This is a genomic window from Streptomyces sp. NPDC005574 (genome assembly GCF_040605435.1).
Lineage (GTDB): Bacteria > Actinomycetota > Actinomycetes > Streptomycetales > Streptomycetaceae > Streptomyces.
Genome location: NZ_JBEXCW010000043.1, coordinates 45,791 through 69,982, shown reverse-complemented (window position 1 = coordinate 69,982; position 24,192 = coordinate 45,791). Strand labels below are relative to the sequence as shown.

19 protein-coding genes, 1 tRNA gene and 1 pseudogene are annotated in these 24,192 nt (G+C 73.3%); 5 read left to right on the top strand and 16 right to left on the bottom strand.

Going from position 1 to position 24,192, the window contains the following annotated elements:
- Nucleotides 1-144: 144 nt before the first annotated feature.
- Nucleotides 145-561, bottom strand: a pseudogene (locus tag ABZT03_RS25420) (DUF2510 domain-containing protein); the annotation flags it as partial.
- A gap of 257 nt (nucleotides 562-818) precedes the next feature.
- Here ABZT03_RS25420 and ABZT03_RS25415 point away from each other — a divergent pair.
- Nucleotides 819-1,289 carry an SsgA family sporulation/cell division regulator gene (locus ABZT03_RS25415; protein WP_356042925.1) on the top strand — a complete coding sequence of 157 codons (471 nt, stop codon included), beginning with the start codon at nucleotides 819-821 and terminating at the stop codon, nucleotides 1,287-1,289.
- A 99-nt stretch (nucleotides 1,290-1,388) separates the two neighbouring features.
- On the opposite strand, the gene ABZT03_RS25410 is transcribed toward ABZT03_RS25415, so the two are convergent.
- Nucleotides 1,389-2,804 (bottom strand): FAD-linked oxidase C-terminal domain-containing protein, encoded by a 1,416-nt coding sequence (locus ABZT03_RS25410; protein WP_356042922.1) that lies wholly within the window; start codon nucleotides 2,802-2,804, stop codon nucleotides 1,389-1,391.
- A 91-nt stretch (nucleotides 2,805-2,895) separates the two neighbouring features.
- Here ABZT03_RS25410 and ABZT03_RS25405 point away from each other — a divergent pair, with 91 nt between their 5' ends.
- Entirely contained in the window at nucleotides 2,896-4,329 is a 1,434-nt protein-coding gene (locus ABZT03_RS25405; protein WP_356042919.1) for a tetratricopeptide repeat protein, read from the top strand.
- Between the two features lie 70 nt (nucleotides 4,330-4,399).
- Here ABZT03_RS25405 and hppD read toward each other — a convergent pair whose 3' ends face one another.
- Nucleotides 4,400-5,545, bottom strand: coding sequence for a 4-hydroxyphenylpyruvate dioxygenase (gene hppD / locus ABZT03_RS25400; protein WP_356042916.1), 1,146 nt, complete (start codon nucleotides 5,543-5,545; stop codon nucleotides 4,400-4,402).
- A 123-nt stretch (nucleotides 5,546-5,668) separates the two neighbouring features.
- On the opposite strand from hppD, the gene ABZT03_RS25395 reads away from it, so the two are divergent.
- A complete protein-coding gene (locus ABZT03_RS25395; protein WP_356042913.1) occupies nucleotides 5,669-6,139 on the top strand; it encodes an Lrp/AsnC family transcriptional regulator in 471 nt (156 codons plus the stop codon).
- 128 nt (nucleotides 6,140-6,267) lie between these two features.
- Here the strand turns inward: ABZT03_RS25395 and ABZT03_RS25390 are convergent, their stop codons facing one another.
- The 4 genes from ABZT03_RS25390 to ABZT03_RS25375 all read right to left on the bottom strand — a co-directional run bounded on the left by ABZT03_RS25390 (nucleotide 6,268) and on the right by ABZT03_RS25375 (nucleotide 11,829).
- Nucleotides 6,268-7,059: a S16 family serine protease gene (locus ABZT03_RS25390; RefSeq protein WP_356042910.1), complete on the bottom strand. Its 792-nt coding sequence runs from the start codon at nucleotides 7,057-7,059 to the stop codon at nucleotides 6,268-6,270.
- 141 nt (nucleotides 7,060-7,200) lie between these two features.
- Nucleotides 7,201-7,842, bottom strand: a complete 642-nt coding sequence (locus tag ABZT03_RS25385) for a helix-turn-helix domain-containing protein (RefSeq protein WP_356042908.1) — start codon at nucleotides 7,840-7,842, stop codon at nucleotides 7,201-7,203.
- A 365-nt stretch (nucleotides 7,843-8,207) separates the two neighbouring features.
- On the bottom strand, nucleotides 8,208-10,004 hold the full coding sequence (locus ABZT03_RS25380) for a DEAD/DEAH box helicase (protein ID WP_356042905.1): 1,797 nt from the start codon (nucleotides 10,002-10,004) through the stop codon (nucleotides 8,208-8,210).
- 367 nt (nucleotides 10,005-10,371) lie between these two features.
- Nucleotides 10,372-11,829, bottom strand: a complete 1,458-nt coding sequence (locus tag ABZT03_RS25375) for an MFS transporter (RefSeq protein WP_356042902.1) — start codon at nucleotides 11,827-11,829, stop codon at nucleotides 10,372-10,374.
- A 226-nt stretch (nucleotides 11,830-12,055) separates the two neighbouring features.
- Between ABZT03_RS25375 and ABZT03_RS25370 the strand changes: the two genes are divergently transcribed.
- A tRNA-Cys gene (locus tag ABZT03_RS25370) sits at nucleotides 12,056-12,130 on the top strand.
- Nucleotides 12,131-12,211: 81 nt separating this feature from the next.
- Here the strand turns inward: ABZT03_RS25370 and ABZT03_RS25365 are convergent.
- From ABZT03_RS25365 to ABZT03_RS25325, 9 genes are all read right to left on the bottom strand, one after another.
- Nucleotides 12,212-12,427, bottom strand: coding sequence for a hypothetical protein (locus tag ABZT03_RS25365; RefSeq protein ID WP_356042899.1), 216 nt, complete (start codon nucleotides 12,425-12,427; stop codon nucleotides 12,212-12,214).
- Between the two features lie 103 nt (nucleotides 12,428-12,530).
- Nucleotides 12,531-13,559 carry an SUKH-4 family immunity protein gene (locus ABZT03_RS25360; protein ID WP_356042898.1) on the bottom strand — a complete coding sequence of 343 codons (1,029 nt, stop codon included), beginning with the start codon at nucleotides 13,557-13,559 and terminating at the stop codon, nucleotides 12,531-12,533.
- Between the two features lie 486 nt (nucleotides 13,560-14,045).
- The gene (locus ABZT03_RS25355) at nucleotides 14,046-14,168 is read right to left on the bottom strand and encodes a hypothetical protein (RefSeq protein ID WP_356042896.1); all 123 of its coding nucleotides are present in this window, start codon (nucleotides 14,166-14,168) and stop codon (nucleotides 14,046-14,048) included.
- Nucleotides 14,165-16,471 carry a molybdopterin cofactor-binding domain-containing protein gene (locus ABZT03_RS25350; protein WP_356042895.1) on the bottom strand — a complete coding sequence of 769 codons (2,307 nt, stop codon included), beginning with the start codon at nucleotides 16,469-16,471 and terminating at the stop codon, nucleotides 14,165-14,167. The genes ABZT03_RS25355 and ABZT03_RS25350 overlap by 4 nt, the downstream gene beginning before the upstream one ends.
- Nucleotides 16,468-18,126: a 2Fe-2S iron-sulfur cluster-binding protein gene (locus ABZT03_RS25345; protein WP_356042894.1), complete on the bottom strand. Its 1,659-nt coding sequence runs from the start codon at nucleotides 18,124-18,126 to the stop codon at nucleotides 16,468-16,470. The genes ABZT03_RS25350 and ABZT03_RS25345 overlap by 4 nt, the downstream gene beginning before the upstream one ends.
- Nucleotides 18,123-19,016: an FAD binding domain-containing protein gene (locus ABZT03_RS25340; protein ID WP_356042893.1), complete on the bottom strand. Its 894-nt coding sequence runs from the start codon at nucleotides 19,014-19,016 to the stop codon at nucleotides 18,123-18,125. The genes ABZT03_RS25345 and ABZT03_RS25340 overlap by 4 nt, the downstream gene beginning before the upstream one ends.
- 223 nt (nucleotides 19,017-19,239) lie before the next feature.
- Nucleotides 19,240-20,856, bottom strand: a complete 1,617-nt coding sequence (locus ABZT03_RS25335) for a beta-N-acetylhexosaminidase (protein ID WP_356042934.1) — start codon at nucleotides 20,854-20,856, stop codon at nucleotides 19,240-19,242.
- A gap of 779 nt (nucleotides 20,857-21,635) precedes the next feature.
- Entirely contained in the window at nucleotides 21,636-21,935 is a 300-nt protein-coding gene (locus ABZT03_RS25330; RefSeq protein ID WP_356042892.1) for a DUF3039 domain-containing protein, read from the bottom strand.
- A gap of 29 nt (nucleotides 21,936-21,964) precedes the next feature.
- On the bottom strand, nucleotides 21,965-22,537 hold the full coding sequence (locus tag ABZT03_RS25325; protein ID WP_356042890.1) for a YqgE/AlgH family protein: 573 nt from the start codon (nucleotides 22,535-22,537) through the stop codon (nucleotides 21,965-21,967).
- Between the two features lie 252 nt (nucleotides 22,538-22,789).
- On the opposite strand from ABZT03_RS25325, the gene murA reads away from it, so the two are divergent.
- Nucleotides 22,790-24,136, top strand: a complete 1,347-nt coding sequence (murA, locus tag ABZT03_RS25320; RefSeq protein ID WP_356042888.1) for a UDP-N-acetylglucosamine 1-carboxyvinyltransferase — start codon at nucleotides 22,790-22,792, stop codon at nucleotides 24,134-24,136.
- Nucleotides 24,137-24,192: the final 56 nt, after the last annotated feature.

Genomic DNA, 24,192 nt, shown 5'->3' with positions numbered 1-24,192 from the left:
GCCGGATACGACCTCAACACTCGCATCCTCGCAGGCCACGGGCACCTTCTGCTGATACCCGATCAGATCACCTCAGCCGCTGAATATCCGAGGTTGAGGCGCCGTGCCGTCGGCGGGGCCGTCCGGCTGCGCGGGTTCACCGGCCGGCAGGCGCGGATCGGGGCCCTGCGGGGAACCCCAGGAGACGCGGCGGTCCTGCTCCCCGCCGAAGCCGGCCTGCCGGGAGCGGTCGGCGCCCCAGGCGGACGCGGGTTCGGGCCGGCTGCCGTGCCGGGCGTCGGGGACGGAGGGGCCGGTGTGCGCCGGGGGGCCGGCGGGAGTGACCGGGTCCTCGTCGAAGAAGAACGGGCCCGTCTCCTCGGCCGGCGCGGAAGCGGGCGCGTGCGCCGGTGGTGCGCCGGTCGGTGACGCGAGCGCCCCGCCGTCGGAGGGCGCCGGACGGCTGGTGCCCGGCACCCAGGAGGCACCGTTCCAGTACCGGACGTACCCAGGAATGGAGGGGTCCGGGTAGTAGCCCTCGCGGGGCCTGTCGTCACCGGGTGCCGGGGTTGGGGCGCTCATGTCCGTCGTCCCGTATCTGCTCGGGGTCGAATGGGGGTGTCCACATCTACCAGACGAGCGCAGGCCCCACCGCCAGTCCCGCTGGACCGGCCCCTTTCCGGGCAACCTCGTACACGTACTTCACACGATCAAGGCCCGCGCGGGACACGGTCGGAGAAAAAGTTCCGCGAACCCGCGTAATGCCCGGGGCCGCGCCCCCTCTCCACTCGTACGGGCCCGCCGAAGGGCCGCCGTCCCGGGTGAGAGGAACGAACGTCATGCACCACACAGTCGTAGAGCGGGAGCTGGAGCTCGGACTCGTCCTGTCGCCCGGGCGCAGCATCCCCGTTCCGGCCCGGCTGGTCTACCGCAGCGAGGACCCGTACGCCGTCCACGTCACCTTCCACGTCGGCACCGACCACCCGGTGAGCTGGACCTTCGCCCGCGAGCTGCTCGTGGAGGGGGTGTTCCGGCCGTCCGGGCACGGGGACGTGCGGGTGTGGCCGACGAGGACGGAGGGGCGCGGGGTCGTCATGATGGCGCTCAGTTCACCCGACGGGGACGCCCTGCTGGAGGCTCCGAGCACCCAGGTCTCGGCCTGGCTGGAGCGCACGCTGCGGGCGGTCCCGCCGGGTGCGGAGCCGCGACGGCTCGGCCTCGACGAGGGCCTGGCCGAACTCCTCGCGCCCGCCGACGAGTTGTGGCTGTGCGACCCGTGGCCCTCGGACGAGTCGCAGGACGGGGAGTGAGCGGCGGGTCGAGCCGACGGGGGGTGGGGCCGGGGTCCGGGGGGCTGCGGCGCGGGGTCGAGGGGCTGCGGCGCGGGGTCGGAGGGCTGTGGTGCGGGGTCAGAACACCTTGCCCGGGTTCAGCAGGCCCAGCGGGTCGAACGCGGTCTTGACCGCCCGCTGCATCTCCAGCCCGACCGGGCCGATCTCGCGCGCCAGCCACTCCTTCTTCAGGACGCCCACGCCGTGTTCGCCGGTGATCGTGCCGCCCAGTTCCAGACCCAGGGCCATGATCTCGTCGAAGGACTCGCGGGCTCGCCGGGACTCGTCGGCGTCCTGGGCGTCGAAGCAGACGGTCGGATGGGTGTTGCCGTCGCCCGCGTGCGCGCACACCCCGATGGTGAGCCCGTACTTCTCGGCGATCCGCTCCACCCCCCGGAGCATGTCCCCGAGCTTCGAGCGGGGCACGCACACGTCGTCGATCATCGTGGTGCCCTTCACCGCCTCCAGCGCGGGCAGCGACAACCGGCGTGCCTGGAGCAGCAGTTCGGACTCCGCCGCGTCCTCGGCCGGTACGACCTGGGTGGCGCCGGCCGCCTCGCACAGCGCGCCGACGGCGGCGAGGTCGGCGGCCGGGTCCGCGGTGTCGAAGGCCGCGAGCAGCAGCGCCTCGGTGGTCTCCGGCAGGCCCATGTGCGCGAGGTCGTTGACCGCCTTGACCGTCGTACGGTCCATCAGTTCGAGGAGGGACGGCACGTGTCCGCCGGCCATGATCCGGCACACGGCGTCGCAGGCGGCGGCCGCGGACGCGAACTCGGCGGCCAGCACCAGCTGCGGGGCCGGCTTCGGCCGCAGCGCCAGGACCGCCCGTACGACGATGCCCAGTGAGCCCTCCGAGCCCACGAACAGGCGGGTGAGGTCGTATCCGGCGACGCCCTTGGCGGTACGGCGGCCGGTCGACATCAGGCGGCCGTCGGCCAGCACGACGTCCAGCCCGAGGACGTACTCGGCGGTCACGCCGTACTTGACGCAGCACAGGCCGCCGGAGGCCGTGCCGATGTTGCCGCCGATCGTGCAGGTCTCCCAGCTGGAGGGGTCCGGCGGGTAGCACAGGCCGTGTGCGTCGACCGCGCGGGAGAGCGCCGCGTTGACCACGCCGGGTTCCACCACGGCGACGCGGTCCACCGGGTTGATCTCCAGGATGCGGTCCATCCGGGTGAGGGACAGCACGATGCAGCCCTCGGAGGCGTTGGCGCCGCCCGACAGACCGGTGCGGGCGCCCTGCGGGACGACCGGGACGCGCAGTTCGGTGGCGGTGCGCATGACGTGCTGGACCTGGGCGACCGTGCGGGGCAGGACCACCGCGGCCGGGGCGCCGGCCGGGCAGAAGCTCGCCATGTCGTGGGCGTAGGAGGCCGTGACGTCCGGGTCGGTCAGGACGGCCTCGGCGGGCAGACCGCTCAGCAGCCGGTCGACGAGGGTGCCGGCCGCCTCCGTGTCTTCGTCGGGACGCGCTTGGATACGGCTCATGATCACAGCGTCGCACCCGGGGCCATCGGTGTGAACCCCGTCTGCGCCGACCGCCGTAAGCCGGGACGCGGCCCGCCCGGGACGCACAGTGAGCGCCATGGAGAGCCAACAGGACACCCCTGACCCGGCGGACAGGCGGCGCCCGCGCGTCGGCCGGCGGGTCCTGCTCATCTCCGTCGCCGCGTGCGCCGTGCTCGTCGGGGGCCTGCTGCTGCCCTGGGGACCGGCGGACCGGCCGTCTCCCGCACCGGCTCCGGGGGCGCAGGCGCTGACCGCGGTCACGGGCGGGGTGCCGGCCGCGCTGCCCGGCCTCGCGGAGCTGATCCGCGAGCGCGAGGCGAGGGTGCGGGCCCGGCCGAAGGACGCCCGGTCGTGGGCGGTGCTCGGAGCGGCGTACGTGGAGCAGGGCCGGCGGACCGCCGACGCCGCCGCCTGGTACCCGCGGGCCGAGCGGGCGCTGCGCACCTCGCTGAAGGTGCGCGCGCGGGACAACGCGGAGGCGCTGGAGGGCCTGGCGGCCCTGGCGAACGCCCGCCGGGACTTCCCCGCGGCGCTGGCCTGGGGGGAGGCCGCGCTGAAGCAGGACCGCGAGCGGTGGACGACGTATCCGCAGCTGCTCGACGCGTACACCGGTCTGGGCGACTACAAGGCGGCCGGGCGGACCCTGGACAGGCTCCTGGCGCTGCGCTCCGGCCCGGCCGTGCTGGCGCGGGCCGCGGCCGTCTACGACGACCGGGGCCGGCGGGAGGACGCGGCGGCCGCACTGTCCGACGCGGCGGCCGCCGCGCGCTCCCCCGCCGAACAGGCCGCGTGGCTGGAGCGGGCCGGGCAGCTCGCCTGGGAGCGCGGCGACCGGGAGGACGCGCTGCGGCACTTCCGGGCGGCGGTGCGGCTGGACCCCGACGAGCGGGCCGCGCAGGCCGGGGAGGCCCGGACGCTGGTGGCGCTGGGGCGGACGACGGAGGCGCTGAACGCGTACCGGGCCGCGCTGGCCAAGCAGCCGCTGCCGCAGTACGCGCTGGAACTCGGCGAGTTGTACGAGTCGCTGGGGCTCGCGCAGGCGGCGCGGGTGCAGTACGACCAGCTGCGCGAACGGGTGCGCGGCGCGGCGGCGGGCGGGGTGGACGACGCGCTGGTGCTGGGCCGGTTCGAGGCGGACCACGGCGACCCGCTGGCCGCGGTACGGGGGCTGCGGGCGGAGTGGCGGCGCCAGCCCGGGATCGCGGTGGCCGACGCGCTGGGCTGGGCCCTGCACCGGGCCGGTGAGGACGAGGAGGCCCTGCGGTTCGCCACCGCCGCGACGGACAAGGCGCACGGCGGCACCGTGCGCAGCGCCCTGTACGCCTTCCACCGGGGCATGATCGAGCGGGGTTCGGGGCTGAACTGGCCGGCGCGGCGGCATCTGGAGGAGGCGCTGCGGATCAACCCGTACTTCTCGCCCCTGGACGCCCCCCGGGCGCGGGAGGCGCTGCGGGCCCTGGGCGAACCCCCGGCGGAGCCCCCGCCCTCCGGGGAGGAGGGCGAGGGGTGAGACGACGCCGGGGAGCCGGGCGGTCCGCGGTCCTGAGGGCTGTCCCGTAGGGTCCGTCGAGGCGTCGGTTCTACAGGTTGCCGCGGCGCTCCTGCTCCCGCTCGATCGCCTCGAACAGGGCCTTGAAGTTGCCCTTGCCGAAGCCCATCGAGCCGTGCCGCTCGATGATCTCGAAGAAGACGGTCGGCCGGTCCTGGACCGGCTTGGTGAAGATCTGCAGCAGGTAGCCGTCCTCGTCGCGGTCGGCGAGGATCTTCAGCTCACGCAGGGTGTCGACCGGGACGCGGGTGTCGCCGACCCACTCGCCGAGGGTGTCGTAGTACGAGTCGGGGGTGTCGAGGAACTGGACGCCGGCCGCGCGCATCGTGCGTACCGTCTGCACGATGTCGTTGCTGTTCAGCGCGATGTGCTGGACGCCCGCGCCGCCGTAGAACTCCAGGTACTCGTCGATCTGGGACTTCTTCTTGGCGATGGCGGGCTCGTTGATCGGGAACTTGACCTTGAGCGTGCCGTCCGCCACGACCTTCGACATCAGCGCGCTGTACTCGGTCGCGATGTCGTCGCCCACGAACTCCTTCATGTTCGTGAAGCCCATGACCTTGTTGTAGAAGCCGACCCACTCGTTCATCCGGCCGAGTTCGACGTTGCCGACGCAGTGGTCGACGGCCTGGAAGGTGCGGTGGGCGGGCGGCTCCACGATCGGGGCGGCGGGGGTGTAGCCCGGAAGGTAGGGGCCGTCGTAGCCGGTCCGCTCCACCAGCGTGTGGCGGGTCTTGCCGTACGTCGCGATCGCGGCGAGGACTACCGTGCCGTGCTCGTCCTTCATCTCGTACGGCTCCGCCAGGGAGCGGGCGCCGTGCTCGACGGCGTACGCGTGGGCGGCGCGCGCGTCCGGCACCTCGATGGCGAGGTCGACGACACCGTCGCCGTGCTCGGCCACGTGCTCGGTGAGGAAGGTGCCCCAGGGGGTGGCGGCCTTGATGACGGACGTGAACACGAAGCGGGCGGAGCCGTTGGTGAGGACGTACGAGGCGGTCTCGCGGTTGCCGTTCTCCGGTCCGGAGTAGGCGACCAGCCGCATGCCGAAGGCGGTGGAGTAGTAGTGCGCGGCCTGCTTGGCGTTGCCCACGGCGAAGACGACCGCGTCCATTCCCTTGACCGGGAAGGGGTCGGCCTGCCGGGCGGTGTCGGGAGTGTGGTGTGTGGTCTGCGTCATGTCCGCAGCCTCGCCCTCCCACGCAAGGTGCGCAATAGTTCGCGTAAGCGCTGGGCAACATGACCAGCGGGATGCCCGGATCGCCGGGCGTTGTGTACAGGATGACCAGCTCCGGAGGCTGAGGTGGCGATCGACCGACTCGACGGCCGGATCATCGTGCTGCTGGCGCGGGAGCCGCGCATCGGGGTGCTGGAGATGTCCCGGCGGCTCGGGGTCGCGCGCGGCACGGTGCAGGCGCGCATGGACCGGCTTCAGTCGAACGGCGTCATCCGCGGATTCGGGCCCCAGGTGGACCCGGCGGCGCTCGGCTACCCGGTGACCGCCTTCGCCACGCTCCAGATCCGGCAGGGCCAAGGGGCCGACGTACGGGCGCACTTGGCGGGTGTGCCGGAGGTGCTGGAGCTGCACACGACCACCGGCGGCGGGGACATGCTGTGCCGGCTCGTGGCGCGCTCGAACGCCGACCTCCAGCGGGTGATCGACCGGGTCGTCGGTTTTGACGGCATCGTCCGGGCCTCCACGGCGATCGTCATGGAGAACCCCGTTCCGCTGCGGGTCATCCCGCTGGTGGAGCAGGCCGCGCTGCACGAGTGAGGCGGTGGCGCCCCGGGCCGGCCGGGTCCAGTGACGTGACTGGAAGGGTTTGCCGGGAGTCACGCACTCCTAACGCCGCACCCCGCCCGAAGGACACGCACCACCACAACCGACCTGACCAGGCACTACTAGCAGCCGGGGATCGGACCCTTGCCCTTCTCCAGCGCCACCAGGGAGTTCACCGCGCTCTTCAGCGTCGTCACGGGCACCAGCCGCAGCCCCTCGGGGAGTTCGGACTTCGCGTCGGAGCACTCCGCCTTCGGCACCAGGAACACCGTCGCCCCGTCGCGCCGCGCGGCCTGCGTCTTCAGTGCCACGCCCCCGACCGCGCCGACCGTGCCGTCCGGGTCGATGGTGCCCGTACCGGCGACGGTACGGCCGCCGGTGAGGTCGCCGCCGCTGCCGTCGCCGTCGAGCTTGTCGATGATGCCGAGGGTGAACAGGAGCCCGGCGCTGGGACCGCCGACGTCGGCGAGCTCCAGGGTGACCTTGACGTTCTTGTCACCGAGGTGCAGGTAGGCGAGCGCGGCCTCGGTGGCGGCGTCCTGGGACTCCTTCATCTGCGCGGTGTTGTGCCGCTCGATCTCCTTGGTGCTCTCGCCGCTCGGATAGACCGCGTCACGGGGCATGACCGCCCGGTCGGTGCGGAACCAGGAGTCGAGGATGTCGCCCAGCGCCACGTGCGCGTCGGGGTTGGTCGCCTCGATGGTCGTCATCCGCAGCTGCCCGCTCGTCTCGCGGGTCGGCGCGCCGGAGACGGTGATCACCTCGGTGCCCTGGTTCTTGCCGAGGACGTTCGCCGTCAGACCGGGCTGCGCCAGCGAGAACGGCAGCGGCGCGAAGGCCGCCGTGGCGAGGAGGGCCACGACAGGCAGGGCGCAGACGGCGACGGCCTGGAGGCGTGTGAGGCGAGAGAGCACGGGATCAATCTAACGTGACGACGAGATCCGGCCAGGAGCGGGCGGCTCCCCTCGGGAGGGCCGAGGGGCGTCACGGGGCATCCGGCCCGACGCGGCCGGCCGGTCCTCGGCTGCCGCTCGCTGCCCCGTGCCCGAGGCCCGTCAGCGCAGCGCTTCCGCGACCTCGCGGGCCGCGTCGACGACCCGTGGTCCCACCCGCTCCGGTACGGCGTCCGCCAGCATGACCACCCCGACGCTGCCCTCGACGCCGGTGACCCCGAGCAGTGGTGCGGCGGCGCCGCTCGCGCCCGCCTCCAACTCCCCGTGCGTCAGCGTGTACCCGGGCTCCTGCGCCGGCTTCAGCCGCGCGGAGAGGATCGCCCGGCCCGCCGCCCCGCGGTCCAGCGGATGCCGGAACCCGGCGCGGTAGGCCACGTGGTAGTCGGTCCAGCTCGGCTCGACCACGGCCACGGCCAGCGCCTCCGCCCCGTCGACCAGGGTGAGGTGGGCTGTCGCGCCGATGTCCTCGGCCAGCGACCTCAGCGCGGGCAGCGCCGCCTCCCGCACCAGCGGATGCACCTGGCGGCCCAGCCGCAGCACGCCGAGCCCGACCCGGGCACGCCCGCCCAGGTCACGCCGTACGAGGGCGTGCTGTTCCAGCGTGGCGAGCAACCGGTAGACCACGGTCCGGTTGACACCGAGTTTGTGCGAAAGCTCGGTGACCGTCAGCCCGTGGTCGGTGTCGGCCAGCAGCTTGAGGACGCGCAGTCCCCGGTCGAGCGTCTGAGAGGTCTCCGCGGTCACGACGCCCACTCCTTAAGTGGTGAGGTCGGCGTCCCCCGTCGCGGCGGTGCGTCACGAAGTCCCGTCCGTGACGCGCGTCAGAGGCCGCCGATCGGCTGGCGGTCCGGCCAGTCCGGACCGCGTCGCTTCACGGCTGCGCTCCGCGGCGGCGCTGCCACGGGGCGTGTGCGTAGCGGGACAGTAGCGAAGCAGGTTCGCTGAGCGGAAGGCTCCGTCCAGAATCCGGGCAGCGGCCGGGACGGAGTACGTCCGTTTGTCCTCATACGTACGGCGCGCGACGACATCACGCGCCCTGGTGACGCGCGTCACGGCATCGCGCGCCCCGGTGACGGGGGTCGGTGGAGGGCCGGCCGTACGGGAGGAGCTCACCGCATACGGGTGGCCCACTCCTGCACCTTGGCGATCCGCTGCCGCAGTTGTCCGGCTGTGGCCTCGGCGCTCGGCGGGCCGCCGCACACGCGCCGCAGCTCGGTGTGGATGACACCGTGCGGCTTGCCGCTCTGGTGGACGTACGCACCGACCATCGTGTTGAGCTGCTTGCGCAGCTCCATCATCTCCTTGTGCGAGACGACCGGCCGCCGCTCGGCGGGCAGTTCCAGCAGGTCGGCCTCGTCGTCCGGCTTCTTGCGGCTGTGCGCGATCTGCCGGGCCTGCCGCTTCTGCAGCAGGAGCTGGACCTGGTCGGGTTCGAGGAGTCCCGGGATGCCGAGGTAGTCCTGCTCCTCCGCGCTGCCCGGATGGGCCTGCATGCCGAACTCGGCGCCGTCGTAGAGGACCCGGTCGAAGACGGCCTCGGACTCCAGGGCCTCGAAGGCGAACTGCTCCTGCTCGCCCGTGTCCTCGTCCTGCTCCTTGTTCGCCTCGTCCATCTCCTTCTCGGACTCGGCGTAGGGGTCCTCCTCCCCTTCCTTCTTCGGCTTGTCGAGGGCGTGGTCGCGCTCGACCTCCATCTCGTTGGCGAAGGTGAGCAGGTCGGGGACGGTGGGGAGGAAGACCGAGGCGGTCTCGCCGCGCCGCCGGGACCGCACGAAACGCCCGACGGCCTGCGCGAAGAAGAGCGGGGTCGAGATGGTCGTGGCGTACACGCCGACCGCGAGCCGCGGCACGTCGACGCCCTCGGACACCATGCGGACGGCGACCATCCAGCGGTCGTCGCCGGAGCTGAACTCGTCGATCCGGTTGGAGGCGCCGGCGTCGTCGGACAGGACGAGGGTCGCCTTCGAGCCGGTGATCTCGCGGATCAGCTTGGCGTAGGCGCGGGCGGAGTCCTGGTCGCTGGCGATGACGAGGGCGCCGGCGTCGGGGATGCCCTTCCTGACCTCGGTGAGCCGGCGGTCGGCGGCGCGCAGCACGCTGGGCATCCACTCGCCGCGCGGATCGAGCGCGGTGCGCCAGGCCTGGCTGATCGCGTCCTTGGTCATGGGCTCGCCGAGCCGGGCGGCGATCTCGTCGCCCGCCTTGGTGCGCCACCGCATGTTGCCGCTGTAGGAGAGGAAGATGACGGGCCGCACGACCCCGTCGGACAGCGCGCTGCCGTATCCGTACGTGTAGTCGGCGGCGGAGCGCCGGATGCCGTCGTTCCCCTCCTCGTAGGCGACGAACGGGATCGGGTTGGTGTCCGACCGGAAGGGCGTACCGGTGAGCGCCAGCCGGCGGGTGGCCGGCTCGAACGCCTCCAGGCAGGCCTCGCCCCAGGACTTGGAGTCGCCGGCGTGGTGGATCTCGTCCAGGATCACCAGCGTCTTGCGCTGCTCGACACGGTTGCGGTGCAGCATGGGCCGCACGCCGACGCCCGCGTACGTGACGGCGATCCCCTGGTAGTCCCTGCCGAGCGGGCCCGCGCTGTACTCGGGGTCCAGCTTGATACCTATCCGGGCGGCGGCCTCGGCCCACTGCTTCTTCAGGTGCTCGGTCGGCGCGACCACGGTCACCTGCTGCACGACGTGGTGGTGCAGCAGCCAGGACGCCAGCGTCAGCGCGAAGGTCGTCTTCCCGGCGCCGGGGGTCGCGACCGCGAGGAAGTCACGCGGCTGCTCCTGGAGGTACCTCTCCATCGCACCCTGCTGCCAGGCACGCAGCTTGCCGGCGGTCCCCCAGGGGGCGCGGCCGGGGAAGGCGGGAGAGAGGTGGTGGGACGTGGAGGAGGCGGCGGTGGTAGTCACGGTCTCCGTAGGGGGGTCGTATGGGGGCCGCGCGCGGGGCGTCGGGTGGGGCGGGTGGTGCGTGACGGGCGGACGGTCGGCTTGCTGCGTATGACAACCGGGCCACCCTACCGGCGGGCCCCCGTCCACCACGCGCGGACAAGCCCGTGCGGCACCCGGGTGGGACTGACGTCACAGCTCTGCCGTACGGCTGACGGCCGGTGGCCATGTTCGGCTCACCCCCCACCGCGGGACCACCCTCTCCGCCTACGGCCAACGCGTGCCCACCACTTCCGCCCTACGGCTCACCGCCCACCGCGGGGCCACCCCCTCCGTTCTCTACGGCTCACCGGCCGCCGGAGGATCGACCCGCGCCGCCCGCCCCGGCTCAGCGTTCCCGCACCCGGGTCGTCACCCACGCGCCGAGCAGGGCCACGGCCGCCATCGGCAGGAAGACCGCGGCGAAGGCCGCCGGGTGGCCGCCGGACGCCTCCGTGGCCGCGTGGGTGACCGTGCCCCCGCCGAGGGCGGCGAACGCGGCGCCGCCGGCGGCCAGCAGGAGCACGTTGGACAGGCCGTCGGAGATCTGCAGGGCGGCCGAGTTGGCACCGGCCTCCGAGGGTGCGGACAGGTGCAGCAGGAGCACGCTGGTGGAGGAGATGACCAGACCCATCCCGAAGCAGCCGAAGCCCCAGGCGACGGCCACCGTCCAGGCGGGCACGGAGTCGATCAGGACGCTGGGGGCCGCGGCGATGGCGGCCGCCACCAGCACCATGCCGAACGTCATCAGCCGCTCCCGGTACGGCTCCACGGGCGGCCGGGACTGCACCCACGAGCCCAGCGCCCAGGTGCCGCCGCCCGCGGCGAGGGAGAACCCGGCCAGCGTCGGGGAGAGCCCGCGCTGGGTGACCAGCATCAACGGCACGAAGGACTCGGCCGCGATGAAGGAGCCCGCGGCGACCCCGCGCAGCAGCACCACCGACGGCAGCCCGCGCGCGGCCCGCCAGGTGCCGTGCGGAAGCAGCCCGAGCACGGCGGGCGCGAGCAGGGCGACGCCCGCGGCCGCCGGGAGCAGCGACATCCACCGCAGGTCCTGGGCGGCGTACTGGAGCAGCCCGGCACCGAGCGAGATGCCGAGGGCCAGTCGGATACGGCGGCGGCCGGACGGATCGCCGCTCTCGCGCTGCGGGGCGCCCTCGACCGGGCCGCCCGCGCGGTGCCGTATCTGCGGCAGGGCGAGGGCCAGCGGGAAGACGACGAGCACCGGTATGCCGAGGAACACCCAGCGCCAGCCGAGGTGTTCGGTGACCGCGCCGGAGGCGAGCGGTCCGACGACCGAGGGGACCACCCAGCTCGCGGCGAACGCCGCCATGATCGACGGCCGCAGCCGGGACGGGTAGGCGCGTCCCACGACGACGTACAGCGCGACGATCACCAGTCCGCCGCCGAGCCCCTGCACGGCCCGCCCGAGGATGAACAGCCACATCGCGGCGGCCGTGCCGGCGAGCACCAGCCCGGCCGCGAACGCGGCGATGCCCGCGGTCAAAGCGCCGAGCGGGCCCCGCCGGTCCGACCACTGACCGGCGAGCACCATGCCGAACAGGCTCGTGGTGAAGTACCCCGAGAACGCGAACGCGTACAGCGACACCCCGTCCAGCTCCCGCGCCGCTACCGGCATCGCCGTACCGACCGCCGTCGCCTCGAACGCGATCAGCAGGACGACGGAGACGATGCCGATGCTCAGCGCCCGGTAGGGCCGTCCGAGCACGGTCTCCTCGTCTGCGGGGACCAGGGCGGGGGTGGGGGCCTGTGTGACGCCGGTGTCGCGCGGTTCGGGCGTGGTCATGACGGCAAGCGTAAGGGCCACGGAGCGCTTTAGCCCCTGTCCGTAGGAGGCCTCGGACCGGGACCTTGGTCCTACGACCACCGCTGATCACCCCGCCCGTTCGTGAACGGCACATGGCAGTCCCGTTGCGGCACCCCCCGATTCCTTGAACCCCTCCCCCACCCCGCCCTACGGTCGACCTACGAGCTCGGCCGACCGGCGACCACCGGCCCCCGACCTCACCGACGACCGTGTGCCCGAGTGGTTCAGGGGCTCGCCTGCAAAGCGAGTTACGTGGGTTCGAATCCCGCCACGGTCTCCAGTTGCCTGAGCGGGCGGAACGGAAGGGCGGCATCCCGGGAGGGGTGCCGCCCTTCCGGTCGTCGGGGCCGGGGTCCGTGGCTCACGGGCCCCACGTGTCCGGGCCGCCCTCGCGCCACTCGATCTGATCGGTCTGACGGACCCAGTCGTCGTCGACGTTCTCCAGGCCCGCCAGACGGAGGAACTCGACGATGTCCAGGACGCCGTAGGCCATTCCGAGGAACCGGTCGGCGGTCCGGACCCGGCGGCCGCCGTCGCCGCCGGGCGGGTAGATCACGATGGGCTGCGTGATGGCCATGCCTACAGCCTGCGGGCGGGGCGGGAGGGGCGCACGGTGTGCTGCGCCGCCCGCGTGCCTCCGGGGCCCTCCGCCGCCTTTCGGGAGCCCGCGCCCCCACATGTCAGCGGAGGCCGCCGGCCTCTTCCTGGAAGAGGCCGGTCCGGTCGGTGGTGGACAGGACGTGGATCATCGTGGCGGCCAGCCGGTCGTACGTGTCCGTCGTCAGCTCGGGGGCGGGCGCCGCGTCGGTGTGCTCGTCGCGGTGCAGCAGCCAGAGCGTGCACGCGAACGTGGAGACGTCCGCGTTCAGCGGGTACAGGGTGGCCTCGGGCTCGCACCAGTTCAGGACCGCGCCCGTGGCGCCGTCGAGCACCAGGCTGTTGCCGTCGACGAGGTGCCCGAGGCGTATCAAGTGGTCGGCCCGGGAGGGGAGTTCGACGGGGCCCGACTCCGTGGGCCACTGGTCGGCGTAGTGCTCGGCGAGGGTCGGCAGTGACACGTCGGTGTCCCGGTGGAAGAGGAAGGCGTCCTCCGGCAGGCCGGTCTGGCGCAGGAACCGGCGGGTCGGCTCGTGGGTGAGGGCCGCGGGGAAGTCGACGTCCTCGAAGCGGGCCACCCCGCCCTGCCCGAACTCCTGGTCCAGCAGCCGGGCCGGGAGGTCCAGGGCCAGTCCGGAGTCCGTGGCGGTGTCCGGGCCGGCCGCGAGGGACAGCGGCCGGATCAGTGCCGCCAGTCTCCACAGCGGCGTCGGCTCACCGCCCGCGTCGCCCTCGAACTCCGCGAGCAGCCGCCGGGACGCCCGCGCCGCCGCCTCCGGCCCGAAGCGCCCGGCGAAGCAGGCGAACTGGCCTCGCAGGCGGGCCAGTTCGTCGGTCACGGCGGCGAACCGCACGAGGGTCCGCAGCGCGGGCGGGAGGGTGCGGCGGTCTCTCAGGTCGGGGCGGTCGTGGAAGAAGGACGCCGGGTCGACCGTGGAGTCCGCCATCGTCCCGAGACCTTCCCGGCTCAGCTCGTCGAGGGTCGGCAGGTCGCCGGTGAACGGCAGGCGGGCGTCGGTCGGCCAGTGGCACACCGACTCGTACGTGAGGTACGGGTCGAGGTCGCGGCCGGTCGCGGTGATCACCGCGGTACCGGTGTCGATCATGTTCATGGTTCCCCCGTGCACTGTGTCGCGCAGTCCCCCGGCAGGGCTCGCCCCGGCCGTCCGGTCCTGTCGAAGGGGCCGCACGCCACTGGTCGAAGCGGTCGCCCCCCACTGCTCGGAACACTACGCCGCACCACTGACAACGCCACCGACTTTGCCCGGGACCGGCCACGCCACCCACCGGCGCACCCGGCGCCGCCGCGCCGACCGGCCTGGTCGGCCTGGTCGACCTGATCGACCTGATCGACTGCAGCCGACCTGGTCGGCATCGCCGGCGACCCGCCGCGCCCCAGGCGACCCGCGTCGCCCCTGCCCTGCAAGACGCTCGACCGGCCTCGCGCGTTCCCTCGACCAGCCACCGGAACACGCCCAGCCGCCGCCCCGCGCCCAGCCACACGATCGCGACACGCCCGGCCACGGGAACACTCACCGCACGCCCGCGTGCGACACCACCCCGCACGACGACGCGCGGAGCACGGCCGGCGCCGTGCCTCAGGTGAAGTAGACGCCGCCCACCACGACCGCGATCGCCGCCAGGACGAACACCAGCACCCACACCAGCAGCTTCCCGACGCTGGGCGGGGGTTCGTAGCGCGGCGGCTCGGGTGCGGTCACTGGCCCGTCACCACCGCGGCCTGCGGCCGTATCGGCAGCCGGTTCACGGGGCGGCCGGTTGCGGCCCGTACCGCGGAGGCGATCGAGGCCGGGGAGGTCACCACCGGCACCGCGCTCGCCGCCTTGGCGCCGAAGGGCGCGACGACGTCCCGCTCCTCGACCAACTTGACGATGTGGATGTCGGGCGCGTCCAGGGCGGTCGGCAGCGCGTACCCGGTGAGGTCGGGATGGCGGACCAGCCCGCGCGCGGTGCGCAGGTTCTCCGTCAGCGCTATGCCCACGCCCTGGGTGACGCCCGCCTCGATGCGCGCCGCGAGCTGCGCGGGGTTCAGCACCCGGCCCACGTCCTGGGCGAGGGCCAGCTCGACCACCCGTACCGAGCCGAGTTCGATGTCGACGTCGACCACCGCGCGGATCGCGCAGAAGGCGAGGCCCACGAAGGCGTCGCCCTGGCCGGCCGCGTCCAGCGGCTCCGTCGGATGGGGGCGGCACTGGGCCGTGGCCCACAGCTCCTTGCCCTCCATCGCCTCGGTGACCGTGGTCGACAGCACACCGTCGTAGGAGGTGATCTTGCCGTCGGTGATCTGGAGCAGTTCGGTGGACATGCCGAACTTGTGCGCCAGGGGCTGCAGCAGCTGCGTACGGACCATCTTGGCGGCGCGCTCCACCGCGCCGCCGGACACCCAGGTGTGGCGGCCGCGGGCGCCCGGGCCGGCCGGCGGCTGGTCGGTGTCGACGGACGCCACGTGCACCTCGTCGATACCGAGCGTCTCCTGCACGATCTGTCTCGCGAGGGTCGTGAAGCCCTGGCCGGTCTCGACGGCCGCGCACAGCACCGTCGCCACGCCGTCCTGGACCCGCACGGTGGCCGTGGACACCTCGTCGGCGCCCTCCGCGCCCAGCATGTGCACCATGCCCAGCGCGTAGCCGACGCCCCGGCGCACCGCGCCGGGTTCGCCCGCGCCCTCGGGGCCGCCGGGCAGCAGCCACTCGTCCTCGGGGGTGTCCTTGGGCAGCGCCGGCAGGGGGTGGTCGCGGACCGCCTGGAGGAGTTCGGCGACCGGTGCCGGGCAGGTGACGGTCTGGCCCGTCGGGAGGACGTCGCCGGTGGCCATCGCGTTGCGCAGGCGCAGTTCGGCCGGGTCGAGGCCGAGCTTCTTGGCGAGTTTGTCCATCTGCGCCTCGTAGGCGGCGCACACCTGCATGGCGCCCTCGCCGCGCACATGGCCGGAGGGCGGGTTGTTGGTGCGCACGGCCCAGCCCTCGATGAAGGCGTTCGGGACGACGTAGGGCCCGCAGGCGAAGCCCACGGCGGCGGCCAGCGTCTCCGCTGAGGTGTCCGCGTACGCGCCCGCGTCGAGCAGGATCTGCGCCTCGACCTTGACGAGTCTGCCCTCGGCGTCCGCGTGGTGGCGGTAGCGCAGCAGGGTGGGGTGGCGGTGGGCGTGCCCGAGGAAGGACTCCTCGCGCGTGGCGGTCAGTTTCACCGGGCAGCCGGTCTTCAGCGCGAGCAGGCCGAGCGGGAGCTGGAAACCCTGGTCCTCGCGGTCGGCGGTGGCGCCGGGCACACCGGTGACGACGACCTTCACCCGCTCGGGCTCCAGGCCGTAGCAGGCGGCGGCCGCGTCGCGGTCGGTGTGCGGGTCGGTGGAGGCCAGGTACAGCTCGACGCCGCCGTCGGGGCGGGGCACGGCGAGGCCGGCCTCGGCACCGATCGGGGCGGGGTCCTGGCGGCCGATGCGGTACTGCCCCTCGACGACGACGTCACCGGTCGCCTCCGGGTCGCCGTGGTGCAGCGGGATGTGCCGGATCAGGTTGCCGTCGGGGTGCAGCGGCTCCGCCTCGAAGGCCAGCTCGGGGTCGGTGACCGGGTCGAGGACCTCGTACTCGACGATGACGGCGGCGGCCGCCATGCGCGCGGTGTCGGGGTGGTCGGCGGCGACGGCCGCGATGGGCTCCCCGTGATGGCGTACGACGTCCGAGGCGAACAGCGGGCGGTCGGCCCGGCCGCGGCCGTGCGGCGCGCTGCCGGGGACGTCCTCGTGGGTGACCACGGCCCGCACACCGGGCATCTCGCGCGCGTGGGTGGTGTCGATCGACAGGATGCGCGCGTGCGCGTGCGGGGAGCGCAGTACGGCCGCCCACAGCAGGCCCTCGGCCCACAGGTCGGCCGCGTACGGGAAGGTGCCCTCGGTCTTGGCACGGGTGTCGGCGGCGGGCAGGGAGGCGCCGAGGCCGTGCGGGATGGCCTCGGGGGCGGGGGCTGCCTCCGCGGTGGTCGCGGTGGCGGCTTCGTTGCTCACGCCGGGCCTCCGTCCTGTCCGTACGCCTGGTCATGGGTTCTCGGCGACTCGAACGCCGACGGGTTGACCCCGCCGGCTCCCGGACCCGCCTGATGGGGGATACGTGCCTCGTCGCCGTCGCGTTCGACGTCACCGGCCCTGCCGTGCGCCTCGCGTTCGGCGGCGACCTCCTTGACGGCCTCGACGACACCCCGGTAGCCGGAGCACCGGCACAGGTTGCCGCACAAGGCCTGTCGGGTCTCCAGTTCGGTCGGCGCCGGGTTGCCCTCGAGCAGGTCGTGGACGGTCATCGCCATGCCGGGCACGCAGAACCCGCACTGCACGGCGCCGCACCGGGCGAGCGCCCGCTGCACGTCGGAGGGCTGCCCGTCGACGGCCAGGCCCTCGACGGTGCGGACCTCGCTGCCGGCCGCGGTCACCGCGGGCACCAGGCAGGACGCCACGAGCCGGCCGTCGACCTGGACGTTGCAGGCGCCGCACTCGCCCTGCGAGCAGCCGTCCTTCGCGCCCGCGAGGCCCAGCCGCTCGCGCAGCACGTAGAGCAGGGACTCGCCGATCCAGGCGTCGCTGACGGGCCGTTCGGTGCCGTTGACGCGCAGCACGTACGACGCGAGGGGGTGCTCCTCGCCGGAGAGCACGGAGGCGTCGGAGTTGTCCGGGCTGTCGGGGCTGTCCGGGTTGTCGAAGCTGTCGGGGCTGTCGGGGCTGTCGAAGCTGTCGGGGCTGTCAGGGGACGCGGCGCCTGGGGTCCCGTCGGCGGGGTCCTCGGCGGGCTCGCCCGCCGTCTCGGGGCCGGTCGTCCCGTCGGAGGTGTCGGTGCCGGGCTCCGAGAAGGGCTCGGCGGGCCGCTGAGCGGCCTCTGCGGCCTCCAGGGCGGCCTCGGCGGCCTCCTGGGCCTCAGCGGCTTCCAGAGCGGCCTGTGAGGCGGCTACGGCGGCTTCCGCGGGCGTCTCTCCGTAGTGCCCGGCGGAGGGGTCGTGGTCGACCGGGGCGGGCCCGGCGTGTCCGGGTGCGGCGGGTGCCTCGTCGGGGCGGCCCAGGAGGTGGGCCGGGGCCTGCGCGTGCCCGGCGGTGTCCGGCCGTTCGGCCGCCGCGGGCTCCCAGGGCTGACCCGGCTGGGTGGCCCAGGGCGCGGAGGCGCCGCCGGGGAGCGTGGCGGGGGGTGTGCCGCCCCACTGCTCGACCAGGGCGGACGTGGTGAACTCGCCCGACTCGTCGGGGAGGTCGCCGCCGGCGACCGGGATGGACCACTGGCCGGTGACGTCGTGGCCCGGGGCCGCGGGGGCGTCCGCCGCCGTGACGTCACCGAACTCCCACTGTCCGGTGGACCCGGGGCGGTAGGTGAACCGGTCGTCGCCGGCGCCGTGCGGGCCCTCGTTCGGGTCGGGCCACCGGGCGGCTTCGGCGGGCATCGCCCAGGTGCCGCTCGCCGGGTCGGCGCCCGGCTCCGTGCCGGGGGTGGCCGTGATCTGCGGGGGCACGTACCCGTGGCCCGGCGCGGCGAGCGGGGTGTCGGCCGCCGCCAGGAGCGCTTCGATACCGCCCTCGGGCAGTTTCACGAAGGCGGTGGCGCCGTCGTCGTAGTCGCCCTGGGGCAGCGGGTCCCAGCGGCCCCCGCTCCTGGGCGTGCCTTCCGCGTGCTGGTCGTCGGTCACGACAGCGCCCTCCCCAGTGCTCGTCGGGCCAGTGCGGCGACGGTGCGCCGCAGGTGCAGTACGGCCGGCGGATGCTGCGGTACGGAGCCGTCCTCGGCCGGGGCCGGGTCGGGGATGCAGGCCGCGGAGACGTACTCGCCGAAAGCGGTCAGCGCCTCGGGGACGATCGCGCGGCCGTTGTCCCAGTCGATGAGCCGGCCGACCCACTGCTCGGCGTCCAGGGGCCGGAGCGGCATCGGGGCTATGGCGCCGACGGCGCACCTGACTCCGCGCCGGGCGGGGTCGAGGACCAGCGCGACGGACGCCATCGCCCGCCCGGGTCCGGTGCGGCCGGTCGCCTTGAGGAAGACCTGCGGCGCGTGCAGCAGCGGTACGCGCACGTAGCCGATGAGTTCACCGCCCCGCAGCATCTCCATGCCGGCCAGCAGGTGCGACACCGGCATCTCCCGGCGGGCTCCGCCAGGGCCCGCGATGATCAGCGTCGCCTCCAGGGCGGCCAGCACGGGCAGCGCGTCCCCGGTGGGGGCGGCGGAGGCGATGTTGCCGCCGAGGGTGCCCGCGTTGCGGATCTGCGGCGGACCCGCGGCGCGCGCGGCCGCGGCGAGCGCCGGGATGAGCGCGGCGAAGTCGGGTCGGCCCATGCGCGCGTGCGTGAGTCCGGCGCCGAGCAGCGCGTGCCCGTCCTGGTACTGCCAGCCGCGGATCTCGCTGATCCGGCCGAGGCCGACGAGCGCGGCGGGCCTGAGCTGCCCGGAGTTGACGGCGGCCATCAGGTCGGTGCCGCCCGCCACGGGCACGGCGGCGGGCGTGGCGGTGAGTGCCGCCACCGCCTCGTCCAGCGTCGTGGGCAGCGTGACGGCCTGCCCCGCCTGCGGTGCGTGCGTGGTCAAACCGGCTGCCCCTTCCCGCTGCCCCACCTGGTCCCACCTGTGCTGCCGTACGGTACGTGCTGACAGGGCGGACGTGGCAACTCTGGCACATCTTCGCAACACCCGAAGACGGGGGTCCGCTAGGAGCTGTTCGCCCGTTTCGCCCGCGATATAAACCGTTTTCGTGCGGCATCACCGGTGCGTGCGTTGTGCCACCGTTCGTTGACCGGTGAGGCCTTTCCGCCTACCTGATCGGCGGCTGCCCCTCCTTCGGGCGGCCTGGCACGCCGGGCCGCCGCTGCCATGGCAGGGGTCCGGCCGGTGGCCGGTAGGCGACGCCCAGGGCGTCGAGCCGCGGGTAGTGGGCGGCCATCCGCCGCTCGAAGCCGGCGAAGTCCCGTTCCGCCGGGGCCGGCAGGGAGCTCCAGGCCACCTCCGCGAACGCCGTGAGCCGGGGGAAGGTCTGGTAGTCGACGCGCCCGCGGTCCTCCATGACCTCGGTCCACACGTTGGCCTGGGCACCGAGCACGTGCGTGGCCTCCTCGGCGGTCAACTCCGGTGGAACGGGCTCGAACCGGTAGACGTCCTCCAGGGTGCGCACGTACGCGATGGGCACCGGTTCGTCGACTCCGCCGTCCTGCCGGTAGTCCAGGTAGACCTGCTGCTCGGGACACATGACGACGTCGTGGCCGGCCCGCGCGGCGGCGATGCCGCCCCGGTACCCGCGCCAGGACGAGACGGCGGCGCCGTCCGCGAGGCCGCCCTCCAGGATCTCGTCCCAGCCGATGAGCCTGCGTCCGCGTGCGGCGAGCCATGTGTCGAAGTGGCCGATGAACCACGCCTGCAGCCCGTCCTCGTCGGCGAGGCCGAGTTCCGCGATGCGGGCCTGCACGGTGGGCGACCGCCGCCACTGGTCCTTGAGGCATTCGTCACCCCCGACGTGGACGAACCGTGAGGGGAACAGGTCGAGGATCTCCTCGAAGACCCCTTCGTAGAAGCGCAGGGTGGTGTCGGTGGGCGCGAGTACGTTGACGGAGATCCCCCAGTCGTCCCAGACGGAGAGGGCGGTGGTGTCGACGACGTCGGTGTTGCCGAGTTCCGGGTACGCGGTGATGGCGGCCTGCGAGTGCCCGGGCACGTCGATTTCCGGGACGACGGTGATATGCCGTTCGGCGGCGTAGGCCACGATCTCCCGGATGTCGTCCTGGGTGTAGAAGCCACCGTGCGGCTTCTCGTCCCACAGTTGTGAGGTGCCGTGGCCTGTTTTGGTGCGGGCCCGCCAGGAACCGATCTCGGTCAGTCGCGGATACCGCTCGATCTCGACGCGCCAGCCCTGGTCGTCCGTCAGATGGAAGTGGAAGACGTTGAGTTTGTGCGCGGCCATGAGATCCAGTTGGCGCAGCACGTCGTCCTTGGGCAGGAAGTGCCGGGCGACGTCGAGCATCAGGCCGCGCCAGCGGAACCGGGGCGCGTCCTGAACGTGCGTCAGCGGCAGCCGGGGGCGCCGGCCGGGGATCGGGGCGCGCCGGAAGGCGTCCGGGCCGAGGAGCTGACGCAGCGTCTGGGCGCCCCAGAAGAGCCCGGCGGGGCCGCCGCCGGCCAGGTGGACCCCGTCGCGCAGCACGTCGAGGCGGTAGCCCTCCTCCCCGAGTTCCGCGGTGACCTCCGGGTCGAGGGAGAGGCGGACGGCGTCGTCCTCGCCGTCGTGTCCCGGCGGCAGGGGCAGGCCGGTGGCCGCCCCCACGGTGGCGCGCAGCCAGCGTTCCGTGCCCTCGGTGCCGGCGCCGGCGATCAGCCGGGTGGCCGGGCCGGGTTCGAAGAAACCGTCCTCGGTGGCGGTCACGTGCCGGGGCTCGGGAATCACATCGATCACATCGGTCCTTAACCGCTCCGCCCGGCCCGCGGACCGGTCGTCGCTGTACGAGTACGGCAGGGATGAGGAGAAACTCACGCGTGTACGCCGGCCCCGGAATGACCTTCGGGAATGGCCCACCGGGGAAAGCGTGCCCGGCTCGCCGCGCCACCGTGTGCGGCGGTGTCGGCGCGCACGGGGCGTTCAGCCGGACGAACTCCCGCGGCGGGAGCGGGGAGTCGGGAAAGGTCCCGCGGACGGGGTCCCGGTCACCGGAATCATGATCGGCGCGGTGGGCGGGAAGCGGAAACGGAATCGCGTCCGGGCGGTCGCCGCGGAAAACACGATCGGCGCCGGTACGGGCGCGAGGGCGCGGGCCGGGAGAAGCCCGTAGGGGAAGTGGCGGCCGAATTCCGGCCGTCCGGGGAATCGCCGCGAGGAAAATCCGCGACTTCCGTACGCCGAGACCTGGTCGGCCCGTTGCGGAACGAGGCGGAGCGGCCCGAAGTCCCGCCGGGCGGGCGGAGATTTCCATGGAACGACCCCCGGGCGTTGCAGTATGCGCAATGAACGTTTCGCTCCGCACAACGACACCTGGAGGCTACGGACTGCACCGCCACTCCGACAACAGGTCTCGACCAATCTGTGACCATCCGGCGCATCCCGTGCGACGGCGGGGCGGGGACGGCGAAGGCGAAGGCGGCCCGGCGACACCGGACGGCGAAGGCCCCCGTGGCGCGTCGGGGACGCGTCACGGGGGCCTGTCGGTCCCGGCCGAGCGGAGCGGGCTACTTGCTGTCGCCGCCCTTGTCCTTGTCGCCGCCGCCGGCGCCCATGGACTCGTAGATCTCCTTGCACATGGGACACACCGGGTACTTCTTCGGATCGCGGCCCGGCACCCACACCTTGCCGCACAGCGCGACGACGGGCGTCCCGTCGAGGGCGCTCGCCATGATCTTGTCCTTCTGGACGTAGTGGGCGAAGCGCTCGTGGTCGCCGTCACCGTGGGACACCTGCGGCGCCGGCTCTACGAGGGTCCCCGTACCAGTACCTCGCTGCGGCTGGGGCTCGGGCTCAAGAGTGCTCATACCAGCCAGGGTACTGAAACCCGCACCCGTCAGTTGAGCGAAGAGTCGTCCGGATAGGTGGCCACCATCGCCAGCTCGTTGCGCTGGCGGCGCAGGACCTCGCGCCAGAGGTTCTCCGGCGAAGGGGAGGACACGTCTCCGGGCTCCGACTCGACGACGTACCAGGCGCCCTCGACGAGCTCGTCCTCCAGCTGGCCGGGGCCCCAGCCGGCGTATCCGGCGAAGATGCGCAGCGATCCGAGCGCGGAGGCCAGCAGCTCCGGCGGCGCCTCCAGATCGACCAGGCCGATCGCCCCGTGCACCCGGCGCCAGCCGAGCGGGGTGCCGTTGAGCGCGGCGCCGCCGGGGATCACGGCGACGCCGAGGGCCGAGTCCAGGGAGACCGGGCCGCCCTGGAAGACGACGCCGGGCTCCCCCGCCAGTTCCGCCCAGCCCTCCAGGATGTCGCCGACGTCCACCGGGGTGGGCCGGTTGAGGACGACACCGAGGGAGCCCTCCTCGTCGTGGTCGAGAAGGAGCACCACCGCGCGGTCGAAGTTCGGGTCCGCCAGGGCGGGGGTCGCCACGAGCAACCGCCCTGTGAGCGAGGACACCTCGGTCATGCCAGACATGATCCCGCATCTTCCCAGTCCGTGGGGGACCAATGGGGGTACGGGAGTGAATGCAGCTCAGGGCGGACAGAAGCGCCCCCGGCGCACGCGTGCACCGGTGACCCCATGTGCCCGGAAGGGAACGGTTCGTGTTGTGACACAGCTATGACGTACCTGGGCCGTCCCCGGGCTTACTGAAGGGGGGTGGGCGGCGATTACCCTTTCCCTTCTGGCCCCTGCCCGACTCATCGGAACGCGAGATACATGACCGTCAACGGCTCTGACGACGTACTGCTTGTCCACGGCGGAACCCCGCTCGAGGGCGAGATCCGTGTTCGTGGTGCGAAGAACCTCGTACCGAAGGCCATGGTCGCCGCCCTGCTGGGCGGTGCGCCGAGCCGTCTGCGCAATGTTCCGGACATCCGGGACGTGCGCGTCGTACGCGGACTGCTGCAACTGCACGGTGTGACGGTCCGTCCGGGTGAGGAGCCGGGCGAGCTGGTGATGGACCCGTCCCACGTGGAGAGCGCGAACGTCGCCGACATCGACGCGCACGCGGGTTCGAGCCGTATCCCGATCCTCTTCTGCGGCCCGCTGCTGCACCGTCTGGGGCACGCCTTCATCCCCGGCCTCGGCGGCTGCGACATCGGCGGCCGGCCCATCGACTTCCACTTCGAGGTGCTGCGGCAGTTCGGCGCGCGCATCGAGAAGCGGGCGGACGGCCAGTACCTGGAGGCTCCGCAGCGGCTGCGCGGCACGAAGATCCGGCTGCCCTACCCGTCGGTGGGCGCGACCGAGCAGGTGCTGCTGACGGCCGTCCTCGCGGAGGGCGTCACCGAGCTCTCGAACGCGGCCGTGGAGCCGGAGATCGAGGACCTCATCTGCGTCCTGCAGAAGATGGGCGCCATCATCGCGATGGACACCGACCGCACCATCCGCGTCACCGGTGTGGACGAGCTCGGCGGCTACGACCACGGCGCCCTCCCGGACCGCCTGGAGGCCGCCTCCTGGGCGTCCGCGGCGCTGGCGACCGAGGGTGACATCTACGTCCGCGGCGCCCAGCAGCGCTCGATGATGACGTTCCTCAACACCTACCGGAAGGTGGGCGGCGCGTTCCGGATCGACGACGGGGGCATCCGCTTCTGGCACCCCGGCGGCCAGCTGAAGTCGATCGCGCTGGAGACGGACGTGCACCCCGGCTTCCAGACGGACTGGCAGCAGCCGCTGGTCGTGGCGCTGACGCAGGCCACCGGCCTGTCCATCGTGCACGAGACGGTGTACGAGTCCCGGCTCGGCTTCACCTCCGCGCTCAACCAGATGGGTGCCCACATCCAGCTCTACCGCGAGTGCCTGGGCAGCTCCGACTGCCGCTTCGGCCAGCGCAACTTCCTGCACTCGGCCGTCGTGTCGGGCCCCACCAAGCTCCAGGGCGCCGACCTGGTCATCCCCGACCTCCGGGGCGGCTTCTCCTACCTCATCGCCGCCCTCGCGGCCCAGGGCACCTCCCGGGTGCACGGCATCGAGCTCATCAACCGCGGCTACGAGAACTTCATGGAGAAGCTCGTGGAACTGGGCGCGAAGGTGGAGCTGCCGGGCAAGGCCCTCGGCTGACCGACCGGCCGGCCCCCGGGCCGGCCGGCGCCACACGCGCACACCACGAAGGGGCG

Excerpts from the sequence above, each read along its gene's own strand:
- ABZT03_RS25415 (WP_356042925.1), top strand. The coding sequence starts at position 819 with ATGCACCACACAGTCGTAGAGCGGGAGCTGGAGCTCGGACTCGTCCTG.
- ABZT03_RS25405 (WP_356042919.1), top strand. The coding sequence starts at position 2,896 with ATGGAGAGCCAACAGGACACCCCTGACCCGGCGGACAGGCGGCGCCCG.
- hppD (WP_356042916.1), bottom strand. The coding sequence starts at position 5,545 with ATGACGCAGACCACACACCACACTCCCGACACCGCCCGGCAGGCCGAC.
- ABZT03_RS25375 (WP_356042902.1), bottom strand. The coding sequence starts at position 11,829 with ATGACCACGCCCGAACCGCGCGACACCGGCGTCACACAGGCCCCCACC.
- ABZT03_RS25365 (WP_356042899.1), bottom strand. The coding sequence starts at position 12,427 with ATGGCCATCACGCAGCCCATCGTGATCTACCCGCCCGGCGGCGACGGC.
- ABZT03_RS25360 (WP_356042898.1), bottom strand. The coding sequence starts at position 13,559 with ATGAACATGATCGACACCGGTACCGCGGTGATCACCGCGACCGGCCGC.
- ABZT03_RS25330 (WP_356042892.1), bottom strand. The coding sequence starts at position 21,935 with ATGAGCACTCTTGAGCCCGAGCCCCAGCCGCAGCGAGGTACTGGTACG.
- ABZT03_RS25325 (WP_356042890.1), bottom strand. The coding sequence starts at position 22,537 with ATGACCGAGGTGTCCTCGCTCACAGGGCGGTTGCTCGTGGCGACCCCC.
- murA (WP_356042888.1), top strand. The coding sequence starts at position 22,790 with ATGACCGTCAACGGCTCTGACGACGTACTGCTTGTCCACGGCGGAACC.